Genomic DNA, 18,638 nt, shown 5'->3' with positions numbered 1-18,638 from the left:
CGCTCGGCTACGCCTGTCGCAACCTGCCCTATGAAATCTGGAGTGTTTGATGCGTCTTGACGCAATCCCGCTCGGCGCCAAGGCGCCGCATGAAGTGAACGTCGTCATCGAGGTCCAGGTGGGCGGCGAGCCCATCAAATATGAGATGGACAAGGAATCCGGCGCACTGTTCGTCGATCGCTTCCTCTACACCCCGATGCGCTACCCGGGGAATTACGGTTTCATCCCGCACACTTTGTCCGGCGATGGCGACCCCTGTGACGTGCTGATCGCTAACACCCGCGCCATCGTGCCGGGCGCCGTGATGAGCGTGCGTCCCGTCGGCGTGCTGTTGATGGAAGACGAAGGCGGCCTCGATGAGAAGATCATCGCCGTGCCGACCTCGAAGCTGACCCAGCGCTACGACAAGGTGAAGAACTACAGCGATCTGCCTGAGATCACGCTGCAGCAGATCCAGCACTTCTTCGAGCACTACAAGGATCTCGAGCCCGGCAAGTGGGTGAAGGTGGTGCGCTGGGGCGACGCCGCCGATGCGCAGCGCCTGATCCTCGAAGGGATCGAGCGCGCCAAATCTGCAAAAGAATCGGCCGCCAAGACCAAGTAACAGAGACCGGCGTAGCAGAAGGGGACTTCCGATGCGCCGATGGATCAAACTGCTCCGAACGGCCGCGCTGATCGTCATCGCGGCCGTTTTGCTGCTCGCGGGCATCGTGCTCGTCAAGACATTCAGTGGAGGATCGCGGCAGCTTCAGGTGACCGCGGCGGCGAAAGCGCCGGTCAATGAGCAGGCGGCGGCAGAGCGACTTGCGGAAGCAATACGCTTCCCGACCATCTCCAATTTCCTCAATCCCGATCAGGCCGCCGAACCGCTGCGCGCGATGCAGGCGCATCTGGTGGCGAGCTTTCCGGCCTTCCATGCCGTGGCGAAGCGCGAACTCGTCGGCAACTACAGTCTGCTCTACACATGGGAAGGCAGCGATCCTGCCTTGAAGCCGATTGCGCTGCTGGCGCATCAGGATGTCGTGCCCGTCGCACCGGGCACCGAGAAAGACTGGCAGCAACCGCCGTTCAAGGGCGTCGTCGCCGATGGCTTCATCTGGGGCCGTGGCTCCTGGGACGACAAGGGTAATCTGTATTCAATCCTCGAGGCCGCCGAGGTGATGGCGAAGCAGGGTTTCCGCCCCAAGCGCACCATCTATTTCGCCTTCGGCCATGACGAGGAAGTCTCCGGCACCCGCGGCGCAAGGGCGATCGCGGCGCTGCTGACGTCGCGTGGCGTCAAGCTCGACTTCGTGCTCGATGAAGGCCTTTTGATCACCGAGGGCATTCTCAAGGGGCTCGACAAGCCGATGGCGCTGATCGGCGTCGCCGAGAAAGGCTATGCGACGCTGGTGCTGACCGCGCATGGCACGCCCGGTCACTCGTCGATGCCGCCGCGCGAGACTGCCATCGGCATGATGAGCGCGGCGCTGACGCAGCTCGAAAACAAGCGCCTGCCGATGCAGATCCGTGGCACCGTCGGCGAGATGTTCGACACCATCGCGCCGGAAATGAGCGGCTTCAACCGCGTGGTACTGTCCAATCTGTGGCTGTTCAAGCCGCTGTTGCTGCGCGAATTCGAGAAGAGCGGTCCGACCGAGGCAACGGTGCGCACGACCACGGCGCTGACGATCTTCAAGGCCGGCGAGCAGGACAATGTGCTGCCGGGCAATGCGGAGGCCACGGTGAATTTCCGGCTGTTGCCCGGCGATACGCAAGCTAGCGTCACCGAACACGTACGCAGCGCGGTCAGCAACGACAGGATTTCCATCGCGCCGTTCCCCGGCAATACCGATCCGCCCCCGGTGACCGGGACCGCGAGTCCTTCTTATCGCGCGCTCAATCAGACCATTCGCGAGATTTTCCCGGATGCGCTGGTGGCACCGGGCCTGATGGTCGCGGCAACGGATTCGCGGCACTATACGAATGTGACGGACAACATCTTCCGCTTCTCGCCGGTGCGCGCGACGTCGGAAGACCTCAAGCGTTTTCACGGCACCAACGAACGGCTGAGCGTCGCGAATTACGCAGACATGATCCGGTTCTATCGACGGTTGATCGAGAATACGGCGAACTAAACCGCCGGCGCTGCGAGCTTGTGAATCGCACAGGCCGCGCGCAGCGTGTTCACCAGCAGGCAGGCAACGGTCATCTGGCCGACGCCGCCGGGGACCGGCGTGATCGCGCCGGCGGTCTTCAGCGCTTCCTGATAGGCCACGTCGCCGACGAGACGCGTCTTGCCTTCGGCACCGGGCAGCCGATTGATGCCCACATCGATCACGGTCGCGCCGGGCTTGATCCAGTCACCGCGCACCATTTCAGGGCGGCCCACTGCCGCATAGACTAGATCGGCCTGCGCGCAGAGCTTGGCGAGATCGCGCGACTTCGAATGCGCGATGGTCACGGTGGCGTTTTCATTGAGCAGCAACTGCACCAAGGGACGGCCGACCAGATTGGAGCGCCCGATCACGATGGCATTCATGCCTTCGAGTGATTTGTGCACGCTCTTGGTCAGGATGATGCAGCCGAGCGGCGTGCAGGGGGACAGTGCGGGCATGCCGCTGGCGAGGCGTCCGGCATTGATCGGGTGCAGGCCGTCGACGTCCTTGGCGGGATCGATGGCATTGACGACGGCGTCGGTATCGAGACCCTTGGGCAGGGGCAGCTGCACGAGAATGCCGTGGACGGTGGGATCGGCATTCAGCTTCTGCACCAGCGCGATCAGATCGGCCTGTGCGACATCAGCCGGCAGCTTGTGTTCGAAGGAGGCCATGCCGGCTTCCTGGGTCTGCTTGTGCTTGCTGCGCACATAGACCTCGCTGGCAGGATCGCTGCCGACCAGCACTACGGCGAGGCCAGGCGTCACGCCATGCTCGGCTTTGACGCGCGCGACTTCGGCGGCGACGCGGCCGCGCAATTCGGCGGCAATGATCTTTCCATCGATGATGCTGGCGGTCATGTGTCGGTCCTGTCGTCTGTATCGTCGGGCGTTGCTGCAGTGATCTTGCGCAGCATCGCGCCCAGTTTCGTCGGGTCGCCGTCGACCGCGATCTGCTTCACGCGCGACGTGGTGCCGGACAGCACGCGCACATCTCGCTTCGGCACGCCGAGCCGCTTGGCAAGCAGTTCGGTCACCGCGCGGTTCGCCTCTCCGCCCTCGGCGATGGCGCGCACCCGCACCTTCACCACCGAGCGGCCATTGGCCATCGTCTCGATTCCGTCGATATCGTCTCGGCCACCCCGCGGCGTCACGCGAACGGCGATGCTGACACCGTCAGTCGCGTAGCGCCAGGGATCTGCCACGAAGCCGGCGGCCGATCAGAAGACGCTGGGATAGATGTAGTAGGTGATCACCCGCTGCAGGAACATGATGATCAGGATCAGGATGATCGGCGAGATATCGAGACCGCCGAGGCTCGGCAGCATCCTGCGGATCGGCGCCAGCACGGGCTCGGTGATCCGGAACAGGAATTCGGCGATCGCGGAGACGAACTGGTTGCGGGTGTTGACGACGTTGAAGGCGATCAGCCAGGACAGGATCGCCGAGGCGATCAGCAGCCAGACATAGAGATCGAGAATGATCAGCACGATATCGAGAACGGCGCGCATGGCGGGGATGGCTCGCGGGTTAGGTCGCGGATTCGACTGTCCGCTAAATATCGGTTCAGCCCCCCTCAAACAAGGGAAGTTCCGGGCGAAAAGTGCCGGAAAACCGCGCTTTTGCGACGTTCTTGACTTGCCGTTAACGGGGATTGTAAATGGCGCCGATTGCTGACCGGATCGCATGGGCGACCCGGTTCGTATCGGGGCCATAGCTCAGCTGGGAGAGCGCGTCGTTCGCAATGACGAGGTCGGCGGTTCGATCCCGCCTGGCTCCACCATCCTTCGCTTGCTTCGCAAGCTCCGGCTCGGCAAGCCACCCTCCCGACCATAAAAAGCGAAGCAAACGAAGGATGTCTCGCCGAAGCCCGCAGGGCGTAGGCAGACCGGCTTCACACCCGTCTCAACTGCAACCTTGCCACCGCCCCCGCGATGAAGCCGCGCGGAAAAAGCCGCAGCAGCAGCGGCACGATCTTGATGCCGAGGCCGGGGAAAACTGTGCGCTTATTGGCCATCAGGCCCTGATAGCCCAGCAGGGCGACGTCAGCCGCCGAGACATTGAGGATCGCCGAGTCGAGGCCCGGCGTGAATCCGGCGCGCGCCTGGAATTCCGAAGGCACCGGACCGGGGCACAATGCGGTCACGCGCACACCCTTGGAGCCGAGCTCCTGACGCAGCGCTTCGGTGAAGGACAGCACATAGGCCTTGCTGGCGTAGTACACGGCCATTCCGGGACCCGGCAAAAAACCCGCGATCGAGCTGAGATTGAGAATGCCGCCCTTGTTGCGGATCAGGCTCTCGGAAAAGCGCAGCGACAGATCCGTCAGTGCGCGCACATTGACCTCGAGCATGCCGAGTTGCCGGTCGCGGTCCATGTCGATGGCGCGACCGAACATGCCGAAGCCGGCATTGTTCACGACGTACTCCACCTCGACATCGGCAGCAGCGAGGGCAGCCGCGATCTGGGCGCAGGCGTCGCGCTGTTCTAGATCGCAGGGAATGATGATGGGCGCAGCACCGCCCGCAGCAGTGATTTCAGCGGCCAGCGCATTCAGGCGCTCGGCACGGCGTGCAACCAGAGCGACGCGATGCTTGTTCGCAGCGAAGATGCGCGCGAACTCGGCGCCAATTCCGGCCGAGGCTCCGGTTATCAACGTCACGCGCTCAGTCACAATAAGGTACTCTTAAAATACGTGAGGACGATTTGCATGCGTCTACAGGCGTAATAGGGATACCCGTGATGTGCAAGTCGGAATGACCACCGGAGTACCGCAGGACCTCCAGTTCCCGAGCGTGTAGCAGTGGCATGAATTATCGGGGACCGCGCATTAAACTTTGGTTATGCGTCGTGGTGCCGTCATTTGCCGGTCAGGCTGCGCCTGCTCAGACAGTCGTATCCGTTGTGGCCGTACCGCCCGCCACGCGTCGTTTGAGCTCCATCCGGTCACGTGATGAAACTGCGAGCAGGTCGGCTGCGCGCCAGACCACATTTTCCTCGAACTCACTGACGCGGCCGTCAGCATAGACCAGCTGCCACATCATCTCGACGAGACGGACACGACCGGGCTCGTCGACCACGCGCATGATGACGCTTGTAAAGTGATAGAGATCGACGGCCTCGCCTTCGACGAGGGTGGCAGCCGAGATGAGCCTGTCAGCCGTGCCTGGATCGAGCTCGAAACGCGACTCGATCAGGCTGTGCAACTTGGCTCTCTCGATAGCTGAGGGCTCCCCGTCCAGCGAGATGACGTGAAGCATCAGTGCCGTGGCGGCAAGACGGAAGCCGGTATCGTCGAATGCCTGATTTCCGTGCGCATCGGGAGACACCACGTCGGCAATGAATTGGCGCAGTTTTTCGAGCATTATTCCTTGAACCAGATGATCGAGCGGGCTGCCATGCGGCGAAAGCGCTCGTGCTTTGTGGCGCGAAAATGGAACGCGCGCAATGCGGCCGGGTTCCCGAAGCGCTGATGACAGTTAAGTAACGATTGAGACGATCGGTAGTTTACGGGATCTCGTGTCACGGAATCTCATAGACCACGATCTTGTCGGCGATGCCGCGCAAGGCGGCGTGCTTCTGGATCGGCGTGATTTCGGCCTTCCTCAGGATGGCTTCCACGGCCAGCGCTGATATCACCGGGCTGGTGACGTGGATCGCCTGCGAGGTTGACAGGCCCTGCACCCTGGCAGCGATATTGACGGTCTGGCCAAAGTAATCCTGCCGCTCGTTCAGCATCACAGCGAGGCAGGGCCCCTCATGGATGCCGATTTTGACCACGAGGTCCTTGGTGCCGCGCTCCTCGTTCAATCGCTCCATCGCGGCGCGCATGCGCAGACCTGCGGCCAGCGCCTGTTCGGGCCGCGTAAAGGTCGCCATGACGGCATCCCCGATGGTCTTCACGACGGCTCCCGCTTCCGACGCAATGATCTCCAGCAGTGCGTGGAAATGCGCACGCACCAGATCGAAGGCTGCGAGATCGCCGACGCGCTCGTACAAGGCCGTCGAGCCCTTGAGGTCGGTGAACAGGAAAGTCAGCGAGGTAATCTTCAGGCGCTGATCGATGTTAAGGTTGTCGGCCTTGTAGACATCGCGAAAGGTCTGGTTGGTGAGTATCCGCTTGGCCGTGAGGAACGGTTTGCGCTTGCCGATCAGGTGATGGAGGCCCTCGGCCGCGACAAATACCGATGGCAGCACGCGCACCTCGGTCTGGTTCTCGAGGGACAATCGCAACGGTCCGGGTTGCAGCGTGATGGTGCCGGTCGGTGTATGCTGCCGGTTGTAGATCAGCGACAAATGCTGTCGTTCCTTGGTCGGCTCGCCCTGCACGTCAATGAACTGCGCGGCATGGGTTACCGGCTCAAATACGATGACGAATTCCGACGGCAAGTGCAGCGACATCACCGCTTTTTCATGTGCCGGCAATTCCATTGCGTCCAGTGTCACTTCATCGGTGAGTGACGCAAACGATTCCTGATTGAGATCGACGCCTGAGCTCCAGAACACCTGCTTGAAGTATTCCCAGAGCGGCAGCGTATTGGGGTCGTGTGCAGCGATGTGCCTGACGCGCGGTGCGACCGTGAACGCCACCTCGACCTGCTCGTCAACCGACGCTTCATAGCCGCAGGCGCAGAGCCCGCAATGGTAGTCGTCATGGCGCAGCGATTTCAGCGTGCTGTGGGCGTCGAGGACGCCGCTGCAGCCCGGGCACAACACATTCCAGGTCAGGTCGAACAGGCCGAGGCGGGAGGCATGCAGGAAGCCGGAAATGACGCGCTCTTCGTTCAGGCCGCGGCGTGCCGCAAAATCCAGCACGTTGATACGATTGAGTTCGTGGTCCGCGCCGTCGCGGATCAGTTGTGCAATGGCATCGGCTACGGCCGGATCGGTCGCCTGGTTCAATGTCGCGAATAGTGCCTGAACATCACTCATGGCATCAGTTTAGGCCAAATAGTCGCTACGTCCAAGACAGGGCTTTGACGCAACACTTCAACTTGTCGTTCCGCCTAAGTGCCATGAGCGCGCGCGGGGGCGGGGAAGACGTGAGGAGAGGGCGTGCTAAAATAACGTCAACGCCGCTCAATGCGGAACATTGGCGAGCGATCCGGTTGTGTCGTCACCACGCCGATAGGCATGACGGGCGCTTTATCCGGTAGCTCGACGCGGATAGCGCCGATGATTTTCGCCAGCGCCAATGTGGCCTCGACAAGCGCGAAATGCGCGCCGATGCAGACCCGGGCACCGACGCCGAAAGGCAGATAGGCGAAGCGGTCCGGCGGTGTCGCGCCGGGCATGAAACGGGACGGCATGAAGGCGTTGGGCTCGTGCCACAATTTCTCGTGCCGATGCAGTAGCCAGGGCGCGATCAGGATCACGTCCTTGCTGGCGACGGACTGGCCAGCCAGACGATCAGGGCCCGCGGCGGCGCGTGCGATCAGGAAGGCGGGCGGATAGAGCCGCATGGTCTCATCGATCACCGCGCGGGTGAACTTCAGATGCTCCATGTCGAATGTGCCGCTCGCGCTGGCGGCACGGGCTTCGGCCGCGACCTGCTCCTGGGTCGCCGGGTCCAGCGTCAGCATATACAGCGCCCAGAATAGCGCCGTTGCCGTCGTCTCATGGCCGGCGAGGATCATCGTCGCCACCTGATCGCCGAGCTGCCCATCGGTGAAGGATGCGCCGGTTTCCGGATCGCGCGCGGCCACCATCAGGTCGAACAGATCGCGCGGCGCGTCGTCGTTCTTGCCGGCGGCGCGACGTGCGGTCATCAGCTCGCCGACGAATCTCGTCCAGCGTCTGCGAAAGAAGGCGCGCGAGATATCCTGCGGCGTCGGCCAGCCCAGCGGCAGCAGCAGATCGAGGAAATGCGGCCGTGCCAGGTTCATGCCGTATTCCATCACGAAGTCGCGCAGCTTCGCGCCATGCTCGGCCATGCCGAAGGAGAACATGGTGCGGCCTGCGATCTCCAGCGTCATCCGCTGCATGATCGCGCGCAGATCGACCGGCTTGCCCACGGCGCGATGCAGGTCGGCCAGCGTGTCATCGACCGCCGAGATCATGTGCGGCACCAAAGTCGTCACCGCGCGCGGCGTGAAAGCGGGCGCCAGGGTGCGGCGCTGGTGTTTCCAGGTGCGGCCTTCGGCGAGCAGCAGGCCCTCGCCGAGCATCGGCCGCAGCACGCGGAATGCAGCGGGCGTGCGGGTATAGTTCTCGTAATTGTCCACCAGCACATGGCGGATCGCGTCGGGATCGTTGAGGATGAAGCTCGCGTGGCCGAAGAAGCGGCCCTTGACGATGTCATCTTCATAGGCGCGCTGACCCCAGGTCTCGATGGCGCTGCGGCGCATTGCCGACATACGCCCTAGCGCACCCATGTTTTCGGGCGCACGTGGCGGGCTCGGCGGCACCAGGGGCGCTCGCGCAGAGGAGAAATCGTAGACCTCGGCAATGCTCACGATGGGCCTCGCAATTGATCCAGGGACCGGAGCGTCTCGTCATTATAGCAGGCGTCCATCCGCGCGCCATGGAGGCCTCGATGGAAAGCGTGGCCGCAACGCACGCATCGACCAATATTGCGGTCCAGCGGGCGCATCCCTCGGAACGATACTCACGCATGCACATTAGGGAGGCAGTGGCTCCATATCGGACCGGCCTGAGGATTTAAAATGATCGATACCGTTGTCGTCCAACCCAATGTAAGCGTCGACGAACCGCAAACCTCCGGCGTATCGTGGGCTGCGGTTGCAGCCGGTGCCGTGGTTTCGCTCGCACTGACGCTCGTCCTGATTGCCTTTGGCACAGGTCTCGGTCTGTCTGTCGTGTCTCCGTGGGCAAGTTCCGGCGCCTCCGCGACCACGTTCAAGATCACGACCGGTATCTACCTGATCGTCATCGCGATGATCTCGTCATCGCTCGGTGGTTATATTGCCGGCCGTCTGCGGTCGCGCTGGATCGGCGTGCATTCGGACGAAGTCTACTTTCGTGACACCGCGCATGGATTCCTGGCCTGGTCGTTCGCGACGGTTTTGGGAGCGATCCTGCTGGCATCTCCAGCAACCACTTTGCTGAGCGGAGCCGCGTCGGGTGTTGCTGCCGGTGCAACCGCTGCTGCAGCCCAGTCAGGTCCGAGCGATGGCTACCTGGATTCGCTGCTGCGTCCGACGACGCCGTCGGCCGATGGCACCAGCGCGGAAGCGCGTGGTGAACTGTCACGTGTGATGGCTGCCAGTTTCCGTGGTGGAGATCTCAAGCCTGCCGACCGCAGCTACGTCAACAAGGTTGTCGCCAGCCGCACCGGTCTGAGCGAGGCAGATGCCGACAAGCGCGTCACTGAAGTCATCAACGATGCGAAGACCGCGGTGGATGCCGCACGCAAGGCCGCGATGCAGCTCGCATTCTGGCTCACGGCGTCGCTGCTGATCGGCGCCTTCTCCGCCAGCCTTGCCGCGACGGAAGGTGGCGGGCTTCGTGACGGGACCTGGAAGAAGCGTCGTTAACCCCAATCAAAGGAGACAACCATGCCCATTCTTCTGTGGCTACTCGGAATCCCGCTTCCCCTCATCATCCTGGTACTATTGCTGCGATAACAGAATAACGAAAGTGCCCCGCACATGGCGGGGCTCTTTGCGATTTCGAACAATGCCTCACGCGATCTAATCGGAGACGCGCAGGAAAGTCAGCAAAGCGGTTATATAGAAAGCCAGACCGCTGAGGCGCGCGAGTTGGCGTGATCTACTCGGTGAATTCCGCCACCGTGATCCGGTTTTCCGACGCCGGCCAGGCGCGCGCCACGATCCGCTCCTGATTGAACAGCGCCGCCACCGGACGTCCAATGTCCGTGGCCGGAAGGCGGATAGTCGAGAGCGAATCCGTGGGCACGCCGGCTTTCACGTCGGCCGGCTCCTTGCCGTCGAGCAGCACGACATCGCGCGGTAATCCAAAATAGCCACGGACGCGCGACATCGACACCACTGCACCGGCATTGGCATCGGTGGGTCCCAGCGGCCGGCCGGCGCGTAGATGCACGACCTCGGACGAGCGGGGGAATGGCGAGCGATAGGAATGCGTGATCGGCGCTCCGGCCGATGTCAGCACGATCTCAACAGGCCAGGCCGGATCGACCCGAACGGGACCCCAGCGGCCATCGGCGGATGTGCGGGCCGAATGGAGCGCTGCCCCGATCCGCTCGCCAGTGTCCGGCGCCACGCGGTACACCTCGACCAGGGCATCCGCGACCGGCCGGTTGGTGGGCACGCCGCCGGGCGTGCCGGTGACGAGACCGCTGATTTTCACCTCAGCTTCCGGCGCGATATCGATCCGCACGGGCTCGCGGCCGACGATAAATTTGTAGATCTCGCGGAAGGCGCGAGGGTGAAAGCCCGTCTCGCGATGATCGATGGCGCCGAGGACGAGATTGGTGGCGCCGCGCAGCGCCGGACCATCGGCGGTGACGCCGGTGGCCACGCCCGGCTTGCCGAGCAGGCGACCGTCGGCCTGCGCATATTTGTCGATGCCATCGCTGCGGAGGGTGAGGAAGGCGGTACCTTCAGTCACCTCAGGGCCTTCGCCGGGATTGAGGCTCTTGAGGAACGGGCTGCGGCCATTGAATTCGCTGCCGGGACTATCGGTCCCGTCGAACACGCCGTGATTGGGGGTGCCGCATAGGACGGCGTGGCTGACATCGGCGCTGCCGCCATTCTTGATGTAATTGCGCACCGCATTGCCGCCGCGCGAATTGGCGACCAGCGCCACTTTCGCAGCACCAGTGCGCTTTTTCAGTTCCGCGATGGCTTCGCCGAGTTCGCGGCGCTGGTCTTCGGTGGAGGAGCGGCCCTGCTGCGCCACAGCATCGTCGGAACGCGCCAGCGGATCGGTGAAATTGAGCGCCATCAGGCGGTTGCGCGGGATGCCATTGGTTTCCATGCGCCAGATCTGCGTCATCCAGAGCGCCGCGTGGTCGCCATTGCCGTGGACGAACAGGATCGGGGGAATGTCGGAACCCGCAGTCGTGCCGGGGCCGGTCTGTGCTGCGGCCTCGAAACGGAGCGCATGGGCAGCCAGCGGCAGCATCGCTGCGCCCGTGAGTATGGTCCGTCGCGACAGCGCCATGGTTGGTCTCCCTCTATCTGCACACGTCCGGTGCTTGCCACTGTGATAGCGGAGCAGGCACTGGACAGACAACGCGTTTCGCAGGCATCAACTTGATGTGCCCGCGGGGAATCAGACCCGCATGGCCCTGCAGTCGCTATCTGCAGCAGACGACGGGACGATGATGGCCGAAGCAGCGAAACCAGTGGTTCTTCCCTCCGACGGCATTGCCGCCCCGCTGCGGTTTGCGGTGTTCCGGCGGATCTGGCTCGCCAGCCTGCTGTCCAATCTGGGCCTGATGATCCAGAGCGTGGGCGCTGCCTGGGCCATGACGCAGATGACCGCGTCGGCCGACAAGGTGGCGCTGGTGCAGACCGCCTTGATGCTGCCGATCATGCTGATCTCGATGCCGGCGGGCGCCGTGGCCGACATGTATGACCGCCGTGTCGTGTCGCTGGCTTCGCTGGTGCTGTCGCTGGTCGGCGCCTGCGTACTGACCATGCTGGACTGGACCGGTCACATCACGCCGAACATCCTGCTCGCCTTCTGCTTCATCATCGGCAGCGGCATGGCGCTGTTCGGACCGGCCTGGCAATCCTCGGTCGGCGAGCAGGTGCCGCCGGAGGTACTGCCATCCGCCGTGGCGCTGAACGGCATCAGTTACAATATCGCGCGCAGTTTCGGCCCGGCGATCGGCGGCATCGTGGTCGCCACCGCCGGTGCCGTCGCAGCCTTCGCGGCCAATGCGGTGCTGTACATCCCGTTGTTGGTGGTGCTGTTCCTGTGGCGTCGCAAGGTCGATGTGTCGCGGCTGCCGCGTGAGCGGCTGAGCCGGGCCATCGTGTCCGGCGTGCGTTACATTGCTAATTCGCCGTCGATCAAGATCGTGCTGACGCGCACGCTGATCACCGGCATCTGCGGTGGTTCGGTCTCGGCGCTGATGCCGCTGGTTGCGCGCGACCTGCTGCATGGCGGCGCGCAGACCTACGGAATCATGCTCGGAGCTTTCGGCATGGGTGCGGTGATCGGCGCAATGAATATTGGGCATGTCCGCAAGCATCTGAGCGGCGAAAGTTCGATCCGGGCCTGTGCGCTGATCATGGGCGTCGCGATTGCCGTCGTCGCGGTCAGCAGCGAGCCGGTCATCACGGCGGCGGCGCTGGTGGTGGCCGGCTCGGTCTGGATGCTGGCGGTCGCGCTGTTCAATATCGGCGTACAGCTCTCGGCGCCGCGCTGGGTTGCCGGACGTTCGCTCGCCGCCTTTCAGGCTGCGATTGCCGGGGGCATCGCGATTGGCAGTTGGGGCTGGGGGCATCTCACAGACATGGTCGGCGTCGAAGCGGCATTGCTGGTGTCCGGCGGAGCGATGTTTCTCTCGCCGCTGTTTGGCCTGTTCCTACGGATGCCGCCGACCGGCGCGCGCGACGAGGATGCGGAGCGTCTTGAAGATCCGGAAGTGCAGCTGCAATTGACCGCGCGCAGTGGTCCGCTGGTGGTGGAGATCGAATATCGCGTGGATCAAGAGAATGCGCGCGCATTCCACGGCGTGATGCAGGACGTGCAGCTCTCGCGCCAGCGCAACGGCGCCTATGGGTGGTCCATTGCGCGCGATATCGCTGATCCCGAACTGTGGACCGAACGCTACCACTGCCCGACCTGGCTCGATTTCCTGCGCCAGCGTAATCGTTCGACGCAGTCCGAGCGCGCTTTGTATCAGCGCGCTGCGGACTATCATCTGGGGCCGGATCCGGTTCGCGTGCGTCGCATGCTGGAGCGGCCGTTCGGTTCGGTGCGCTGGAAGGACGATACGCCCGATCGCGCAGCGACCGAGGTGCTTCCTGTCGCGACGCCGGCCGGCAGCAGCGGTTAGAGCTTCTTAATCTTGACGCGTTTTCCTGACGCGAACCGGTGCTCACTTCGCTCGAAAACGCTAGTCGCGCTATTGATTATTCTCGGCGAGAACTTTCGCGCAGGCCTTGCTGAGCTTCGAACGGTTTTCCTTGAGGCAGCTGAGCACGACCATGTCACCATCGTTCATCTTGGCGCGGCAGAAGCGCGAGACGTCGCGTGAGCAGGCCGACTGATTGGCTGATGTGTTACCGCCCTGCGCGAAAGCGGACGTTGCGATCAGCAGGAACGGGATGATCAAAAGTCGGGTCATGAAATGGGCCTCCCTAAAAATTGGCTATCTGATTCTATGGCGCGCAACGAAGTACGCGGGAATGGCGCAATGATGGCGAGCGTCCGGGGCCAAGTTTACGGATTGCGCGTTACGTCATTCAGGCGAAGCGTCGCTGCTTAACTTCGTGATCCCGAAATCACGAGATCGTCGCGATGGATCATTTCGGCGCGGCCGCTGATCCCAAGAATAATCATCACGTCCGGAGATGAGCGGCCTTTGATCTTCTCAGCATTGTCTGCGTCATAAGCCACGAGGCCGCGGCCAATTTCGTGCGTGTCCGGTCCGCGCACGATAACGGCGTCGCCGCGTGCGAAGTCACCTTCCACCTTGATGACGCCGGCAGGCAGCAGACTCTTGCCGGCACGGAGTGCGGCGACAGCACCTGCATCAATGGTCAGCGTGCCCTTCGGTTCCAGCGATCCCGCGATCCAGCGTTTGCGCGCTGTCACGGGATTGGCAGGCGTTAGGAACCAGGTGCAGAGGCCGCCATCGGCGATCTTTTGCAGCGGATGTTCGACCTTGCCGGACGCGATGATCATATGCGTGCCCGCGGTGGTCGCGATCTTGGCAGCTTCGATCTTGGTGTACATGCCGCCGCGCGACAATTCGCTCTCGGCAGCGCCCGCCATGCCTTCGATCTCGGCAGTGACGCTGTCGACGATGGGAATCAGCTTCGCATCGGGATTGGCGCCGGGTGGTGCAGTGTAGAGCCCGTCGATATCCGACAGCAGCACCAGCAGATCGGCGGATGCCATGGTCGCGACGCGCGCCGCGAGGCGATCATTGTCGCCATAGCGGATCTCGTTGGTCGCCACAGTGTCGTTCTCGTTGATGACCGGCACCGCGCGCCATTCCAGCAGTTTGCCGATGGTCGAGCGCGCATTGAGGTAACGACGACGTTCCTCGGTGTCCTGCAGCGTCACGAGAATCTGTCCGGCACCGATGCCGTGATGGCCCAGTACTTCCGACCAGATGCGCGCCAGCGCGATCTGCCCGACGGCAGCGGCGGCCTGGCTCTCTTCCAGTTTCAGCGGACCGCGCGGAAGCTTGAGGCGGCTGCGGCCGAGCGCGATCGAGCCTGATGAGACCACGAGGACGTCGCGACCGTCCGCATGCAGCTTGGCGATATCGGCGGCCAACGCCGCAAGCCATTTGGCCCTGACTTCGCCGGCCGCGGAATCGATCAGCAGCGACGAGCCAACCTTGACGACGATACGGCGAAAGTTCTTCAGCTCGGGGCGCGACATGATGTGGGCTTTGGCAGTGCGTGTGATGCTTGGACGGACGTCAGAGGCAGATCAGCTCGTCGCCGGCGCCCATGGCGCAGACTGCGCTGCGCTCTTGGCCTTGTCCGACACCGGCGCTTCGCCGATCACCGCGACCAGCGCCCGCAAAGCTTCCGGCACGCCTTCGCCCGTCGCGCCTGAGATCAGCAGCGGCGTTTGCTTCGCAGCGCGCTTTAGCCGGTCCCTCTGCTTCTTCAGCTCGTCCGGCTCGACCGCATCGATCTTGTTGAGCGCGACGATCTCGACCTTGTTGGCGAGGTCGCCCTCATAGGCATCGAGTTCGGCGCGGACGGTCTTGTAGGCCTTGCCCGCATGTTCGCAGGTCGCATCGATCAGATGCAGCAAAACACGGCAACGCTCGACATGGCCGAGGAAGCGATCGCCGAGGCCGGCGCCCTCATGCGCGCCTTCGATCAGACCGGGAATGTCGGCCAGCACAAATTCGCGCGCGTCGACATCGACGACGCCGAGCTGCGGATGCAGTGTGGTGAACGGATAGTCCGCGATCTTCGGCCGTGCAGCGCTGACCTTGGACAGGAAAGTGGACTTGCCGGCATTGGGCAATCCGACGAGGCCCGCATCCGCGATCAGTTTCAGCCGCAGCCAGATCCAGCGCTCTTCGCCGGGCTGACCGGGATTGGCATTGCGCGGGGCGCGATTGGTAGATGACTTGAAATGCGCATTGCCGAAGCCGCCATTGCCGCCTTCGGCCAGCACATAGGTCTCGCCGAGCTTGGTGAAGTCGTGGATTAGCGTCTCGCGATCCTCATCGATGATCTGCGTGCCGACCGGAACTTTGAGCGTGATCGGCTTGCCATTGGCGCCATGGCGGTCCTTGCCCATACCATTGGTGCCGCGCGGCGCCTTGAAGTGCTGCTGGTAGCGATAGTCGATCAGCGTGTTGAGGCCGTCGACCACTTCGATGATGACATCGCCGCCGCGGCCGCCATTGCCGCCGGAGGGACCGCCGAATTCGATATACTTCTCGCGGCGAAAGGCCACGCAGCCGTTTCCGCCGTCGCCGGAGCGAATGTAAACCTTGGCTTCATCGAGGAATTTCATGGCGTATCCGTATCGCAGGGGGGTGGTCGCGGCAACCACTTCATCGTCGGCGCATCGTGAAAAGCCCTTATTTTCGGGCCTTGCTGCGCATCTGGTGGCGTCCTAAACGACAACATCGCGCCGTTAACCAAGCCGCACCCAGAAGCTTACCTAAAGGCTCATATAGGCATGTTTGCGACCATTTCGACCGCAGCCGACAATCGTGCCGCCCGGCTGGCCGGTATCGGCCTGATGCTCCTGGGCATCAGCATGTTCTCCTGCGGCGATGCGATCGGCAAATTCCTCGTCGGCACCTATTCGGTCGGGCAATTGATGCTGCTGCGGGCCTGCGCGGCACTGGTGCTGCTGGCGCCGTCGATCTGGCGGCATCGTGCGGACTTCCTGCAGCTCGATCGGCCGGGTCTGCAGCTCATTCGCGTGGTGCTGTCGACACTGGAAGTCGCGGCGTTCTTCTGGGCGGCGGCCTATCTGCCGCTGGCGGATGTCATCACCTATTATTTGGCCTGTCCGATCTTCGTCACCGCGGGCTCCGCGATCTTTCTCCGCGAATCTGTCGGCTGGCGGCGCTGGAGCGCGATCTTCGTCGGCTTCTGCGGTGTACTGATCGCGCTGCAGCCCTCGGCGCAGACGGTGACATGGCCGGCGCTGATCGCGCTCGGCGGCAGCCTGTCCTTCGCCGCGCTGATGCTGATCACCCGCTCGCTGCGTTCCGCGCCGGACGTCGTGCTCGCGACGACCCAGTTTATCGGCACGTTTACTTTCGGCGCCGTATTCACGGCGTTCGGATGGGTGACGCCCGATCTGCGCGATCTCGGCCTGTTCTTTCTGGCGGGCGTTGTCTCGGTCTGCGCGCTGCTCTGCGTCAATCGCTCGCTGAAGCTGGCGCCGGCGAGCACTGTGGTGCCGTATCAGTATTCGATGATCATCTGGGCGGTGATCTTCGGCTATCTCGTGTTCGGCGAATTGCCGTCGTGGGCCACGCTGATCGGTGCGGCGGTCATCATCGCAGCAGGGCTCTATATCTTCCTGCGCGAGCAGCAGCTCGGAAAGATCGCCGACGAAGTACCGCCAGCGGTGTGAACTTCTTTTCCCTCTCCCGCAAGGGGAGAGGGGAAGTAAGAGTCGTTCACCGTCGCGTCGACGTTCCCCAGTTCTTCAGCGAACTCCACACGCCCCGGGTGAGGCGGAAGCAATCCACCGGCGTCGATGAGCCGATGGCCTCGAAGCGGTGCAGTTGAACGCCGCTCCACTGGAAGCCGCACTTCTCCAGGATGTTGCGCGACGACGGATTGGCGACGCGCGCGCCCGAGATCAGGTGATCGATATCGAATTCGTCGAATGCGTAATCGATCGCGGCACGTGCGGCCTCGGTCGCAAAACCCTGGCCCCAGTGATCGACGCCGAGCCAGTAGCCGAGCTCGGGCGATTCGGCTTCGCGCCAGTCGATTCCGACCATGCCGATGGGACGACGATCGAGTTCGATCAGGAACACGCTGTCGCTTGCCGTGCCGCTCAGCGAATTGACGAAATCGACTGCGTGATCCTGCTGATACGGGAAGGGCAGGCGACGCGTCATCTCGGCGATGCGGCGATCATTGGCGAGAAGCGCGATGGCTTTTACGTCCGCGAGTGTCGGCTTGCGCAAGGCCAGCCGTTCGGTCTCGAGGACGCAGCCTCTGGTTTCTCTCAACGTCGGCGTCGGAATATCCTGCAACATCTCGGGCTCCTGTGTGCGCCCCGAAGCGACGCACCAAACGAAAAGGGGAGGCCGGTTTCCCGCCTCCCCTGGAGCCCAATTCTGGCGCTCCGCCGGTTCAACAGGACCCGGCGGACTCCAATGTGTCCACCGTTTATTCGGCCGCGGCTTCAGTAATCGGGAGTACCGATACGAAAGTGCGGCCGTTCGATTTGGCGCGAAACTCCACGTGGCCTTCGACCTTGGCGAACAGGGTATGGTCTGTGCCCATGCCGACATTAAGGCCGGGGTGCCAGGTCGTGCCGCGCTGCCGCGCAATGATGTTGCCGGGAATCACGCGTTCGCCGCCGAACGCCTTCACGCCGAGGCGCTTGCCAGCCGAATCGCGGCCGTTGCGCGATGAACCGCCTGCTTTTTTATGAGCCATAGCCCGTCTCCGATCTCGATAAGTTCTAGATCAATTCCTTGAAGGAATTGTCTCACAGATTCTCAACTTTTCGCAGCGGCTTATTCCGCGGCGGGCTTTTTCTTCGCAGCCGGCTTCTTGGCTGCAGCAGGCTTGGCGGCGGCTGCCTTCGGAGCAGCGGCCTTCTTCGCCGGCGCCTTCTTGGCAGGAGCTTCGTCGCCATCAACCGGAGCGGTCACGACCGGCTTCTCACGCTTCGGACGAGGTCCGATCGTCGGCGCCTTGCCGTCGGCCAGGATCTCGGTGATGCGGATCATCGTGAGTTCGTCACGGTAGCCACGCTTGCGCTTCGAATTCTTGCGGCGGCGCTTCTTGAAAGAGATGACCTTGGGGCCGCGCTTGTGATCGAGCACTTCGGCCGCAACCGACGCGCCGGCCACCAGAGGCAGGCCGAGCACAGGCGTATCACCGCCCAGCACGAGAACTTCACCAAGCTGCACGATCGTTCCGACATCGCCGGCGATCTTGCCAATCTCGAGCACATCATCCGGAACGACGCGGTATTGCCTGCCGCCGGTTTTGATGACTGCGAACATCGTTATATTCCTTCGTGTTCGATCCCATCCTCGGATCAGATCCGGGACGGCTTCTTGTTCAGTCGATAAGGGTTCACCGCGACTTCCAGGAAGTCGCGCATCTTTGCGTTTTTGGTCGACGTTGCGACCCCACGCAAAAACAATCGGCGCCAAGCAAAGCTTGCGCCGAAGCGTGCTTTATAGAGG

19 protein-coding genes and 1 tRNA gene are annotated in these 18,638 nt (G+C 62.9%); 6 read left to right on the top strand and 14 right to left on the bottom strand.

The genetic code is table 11. The annotated features are described in order from the left end of the window. Positions 1-49 precede the first annotated feature (49 nt). Both ppa and LPB73_RS24595 read left to right on the top strand, forming a co-directional pair. Positions 50-604, top strand: a complete 555-nt coding sequence (gene ppa, locus LPB73_RS24600; protein WP_089266533.1) for an inorganic diphosphatase — start codon at positions 50-52, stop codon at positions 602-604. Positions 605-635: 31 nt separating this feature from the next. Further along, positions 636-2,117: a M20 family peptidase gene (locus tag LPB73_RS24595; protein WP_231078516.1), complete on the top strand. Its 1,482-nt coding sequence runs from the start codon at positions 636-638 to the stop codon at positions 2,115-2,117. Here LPB73_RS24595 and folD read toward each other — a convergent pair. The 3 genes from folD to LPB73_RS24580 are packed head-to-tail and all read right to left on the bottom strand — an operon-like array spanning position 2,114 to position 3,648. Beyond that, positions 2,114-2,998: a bifunctional methylenetetrahydrofolate dehydrogenase/methenyltetrahydrofolate cyclohydrolase FolD gene (gene folD / locus LPB73_RS24590; protein WP_231078515.1), complete on the bottom strand. Its 885-nt coding sequence runs from the start codon at positions 2,996-2,998 to the stop codon at positions 2,114-2,116. The two genes, LPB73_RS24595 and folD, sit on opposite strands and share 4 nt — an antisense overlap. Then, complete coding sequence (locus LPB73_RS24585; protein WP_231078514.1) at positions 2,995-3,342, bottom strand: DUF167 domain-containing protein; 348 nt, start codon at positions 3,340-3,342, stop codon at positions 2,995-2,997. Before LPB73_RS24585 ends, folD begins: the two co-directional genes overlap by 4 nt. Positions 3,343-3,357: 15 nt before the next feature. Next, positions 3,358-3,648: a YggT family protein gene (locus tag LPB73_RS24580; protein WP_068737841.1), complete on the bottom strand. Its 291-nt coding sequence runs from the start codon at positions 3,646-3,648 to the stop codon at positions 3,358-3,360. A gap of 196 nt (positions 3,649-3,844) precedes the next feature. Between LPB73_RS24580 and LPB73_RS24575 the strand changes: the two genes are divergently transcribed. Next, positions 3,845-3,920 (top strand) — tRNA-Ala (locus LPB73_RS24575). Positions 3,921-4,031: 111 nt separating this feature from the next. Here LPB73_RS24575 and LPB73_RS24570 read toward each other — a convergent pair. The 4 genes from LPB73_RS24570 to LPB73_RS24555 form a co-directional block, all read right to left on the bottom strand. Then, positions 4,032-4,811 carry an SDR family NAD(P)-dependent oxidoreductase gene (locus tag LPB73_RS24570; RefSeq protein ID WP_089266539.1) on the bottom strand — a complete coding sequence of 260 codons (780 nt, stop codon included), beginning with the start codon at positions 4,809-4,811 and terminating at the stop codon, positions 4,032-4,034. 211 nt (positions 4,812-5,022) lie between these two features. Then, positions 5,023-5,502, bottom strand: coding sequence for a TerB family tellurite resistance protein (locus LPB73_RS24565; protein ID WP_089266541.1), 480 nt, complete (start codon positions 5,500-5,502; stop codon positions 5,023-5,025). Positions 5,503-5,659: 157 nt separating this feature from the next. Then, on the bottom strand, positions 5,660-7,069 hold the full coding sequence (locus tag LPB73_RS24560) for an adenylate/guanylate cyclase domain-containing protein (protein WP_089266543.1): 1,410 nt from the start codon (positions 7,067-7,069) through the stop codon (positions 5,660-5,662). A gap of 137 nt (positions 7,070-7,206) precedes the next feature. Further along, the gene (locus LPB73_RS24555; RefSeq protein WP_231078513.1) at positions 7,207-8,592 is read right to left on the bottom strand and encodes a cytochrome P450; all 1,386 of its coding nucleotides are present in this window, start codon (positions 8,590-8,592) and stop codon (positions 7,207-7,209) included. A gap of 210 nt (positions 8,593-8,802) precedes the next feature. Here LPB73_RS24555 and LPB73_RS24550 point away from each other — a divergent pair, with 210 nt between their 5' ends. Next, entirely contained in the window at positions 8,803-9,633 is an 831-nt protein-coding gene (locus tag LPB73_RS24550; RefSeq protein ID WP_089266546.1) for a hypothetical protein, read from the top strand. Between the two features lie 235 nt (positions 9,634-9,868). Here LPB73_RS24550 and LPB73_RS24545 read toward each other — a convergent pair whose 3' ends face one another. Further along, a complete protein-coding gene (locus LPB73_RS24545; protein ID WP_231078512.1) occupies positions 9,869-11,245 on the bottom strand; it encodes a hydrolase in 1,377 nt (458 codons plus the stop codon). Positions 11,246-11,408: 163 nt separating this feature from the next. On the opposite strand from LPB73_RS24545, the gene LPB73_RS24540 reads away from it, so the two are divergent. Then, entirely contained in the window at positions 11,409-13,094 is a 1,686-nt protein-coding gene (locus tag LPB73_RS24540) for an MFS transporter (protein WP_089266903.1), read from the top strand. Positions 13,095-13,163: 69 nt separating this feature from the next. On the opposite strand, the gene LPB73_RS24535 is transcribed toward LPB73_RS24540, so the two are convergent. From LPB73_RS24535 to obgE, 3 genes are all read right to left on the bottom strand, one after another. After that, a complete protein-coding gene (locus LPB73_RS24535; protein ID WP_068737829.1) occupies positions 13,164-13,385 on the bottom strand; it encodes a cysteine rich repeat-containing protein in 222 nt (73 codons plus the stop codon). A 137-nt stretch (positions 13,386-13,522) separates the two neighbouring features. Further along, positions 13,523-14,653 (bottom strand): glutamate 5-kinase, encoded by a 1,131-nt coding sequence (gene proB, locus LPB73_RS24530; RefSeq protein ID WP_092140564.1) that lies wholly within the window; start codon positions 14,651-14,653, stop codon positions 13,523-13,525. A 51-nt stretch (positions 14,654-14,704) separates the two neighbouring features. Then, complete coding sequence (gene obgE / locus LPB73_RS24525; protein ID WP_093757957.1) at positions 14,705-15,754, bottom strand: GTPase ObgE; 1,050 nt, start codon at positions 15,752-15,754, stop codon at positions 14,705-14,707. 162 nt (positions 15,755-15,916) lie between these two features. Between obgE and LPB73_RS24520 the strand changes: the two genes are divergently transcribed. Then, positions 15,917-16,834 carry a DMT family transporter gene (locus LPB73_RS24520; RefSeq protein WP_231081244.1) on the top strand — a complete coding sequence of 306 codons (918 nt, stop codon included), beginning with the start codon at positions 15,917-15,919 and terminating at the stop codon, positions 16,832-16,834. Positions 16,835-16,880: 46 nt separating this feature from the next. Here LPB73_RS24520 and LPB73_RS24515 read toward each other — a convergent pair whose 3' ends face one another. The 3 genes from LPB73_RS24515 to rplU all read right to left on the bottom strand — a co-directional run bounded on the left by LPB73_RS24515 (position 16,881) and on the right by rplU (position 18,452). Continuing rightward, positions 16,881-17,471 carry a GNAT family N-acetyltransferase gene (locus LPB73_RS24515; RefSeq protein ID WP_231078511.1) on the bottom strand — a complete coding sequence of 197 codons (591 nt, stop codon included), beginning with the start codon at positions 17,469-17,471 and terminating at the stop codon, positions 16,881-16,883. A gap of 133 nt (positions 17,472-17,604) precedes the next feature. Further along, the gene (gene rpmA / locus LPB73_RS24510) at positions 17,605-17,877 is read right to left on the bottom strand and encodes a 50S ribosomal protein L27 (protein ID WP_068737821.1); all 273 of its coding nucleotides are present in this window, start codon (positions 17,875-17,877) and stop codon (positions 17,605-17,607) included. Between the two features lie 80 nt (positions 17,878-17,957). Continuing rightward, a complete protein-coding gene (gene rplU / locus LPB73_RS24505) occupies positions 17,958-18,452 on the bottom strand; it encodes a 50S ribosomal protein L21 (protein WP_089266555.1) in 495 nt (164 codons plus the stop codon). Positions 18,453-18,638 lie beyond the last annotated feature (186 nt).

Source organism: Tardiphaga sp. 37S4 (assembly GCF_021044645.1).
Classification (GTDB): domain Bacteria; phylum Pseudomonadota; class Alphaproteobacteria; order Rhizobiales; family Xanthobacteraceae; genus Tardiphaga; species Tardiphaga robiniae.
The sequence above is the reverse complement of the archived record's forward strand: the minus strand, read 5'-3'. Positions and strand labels throughout refer to the sequence as shown.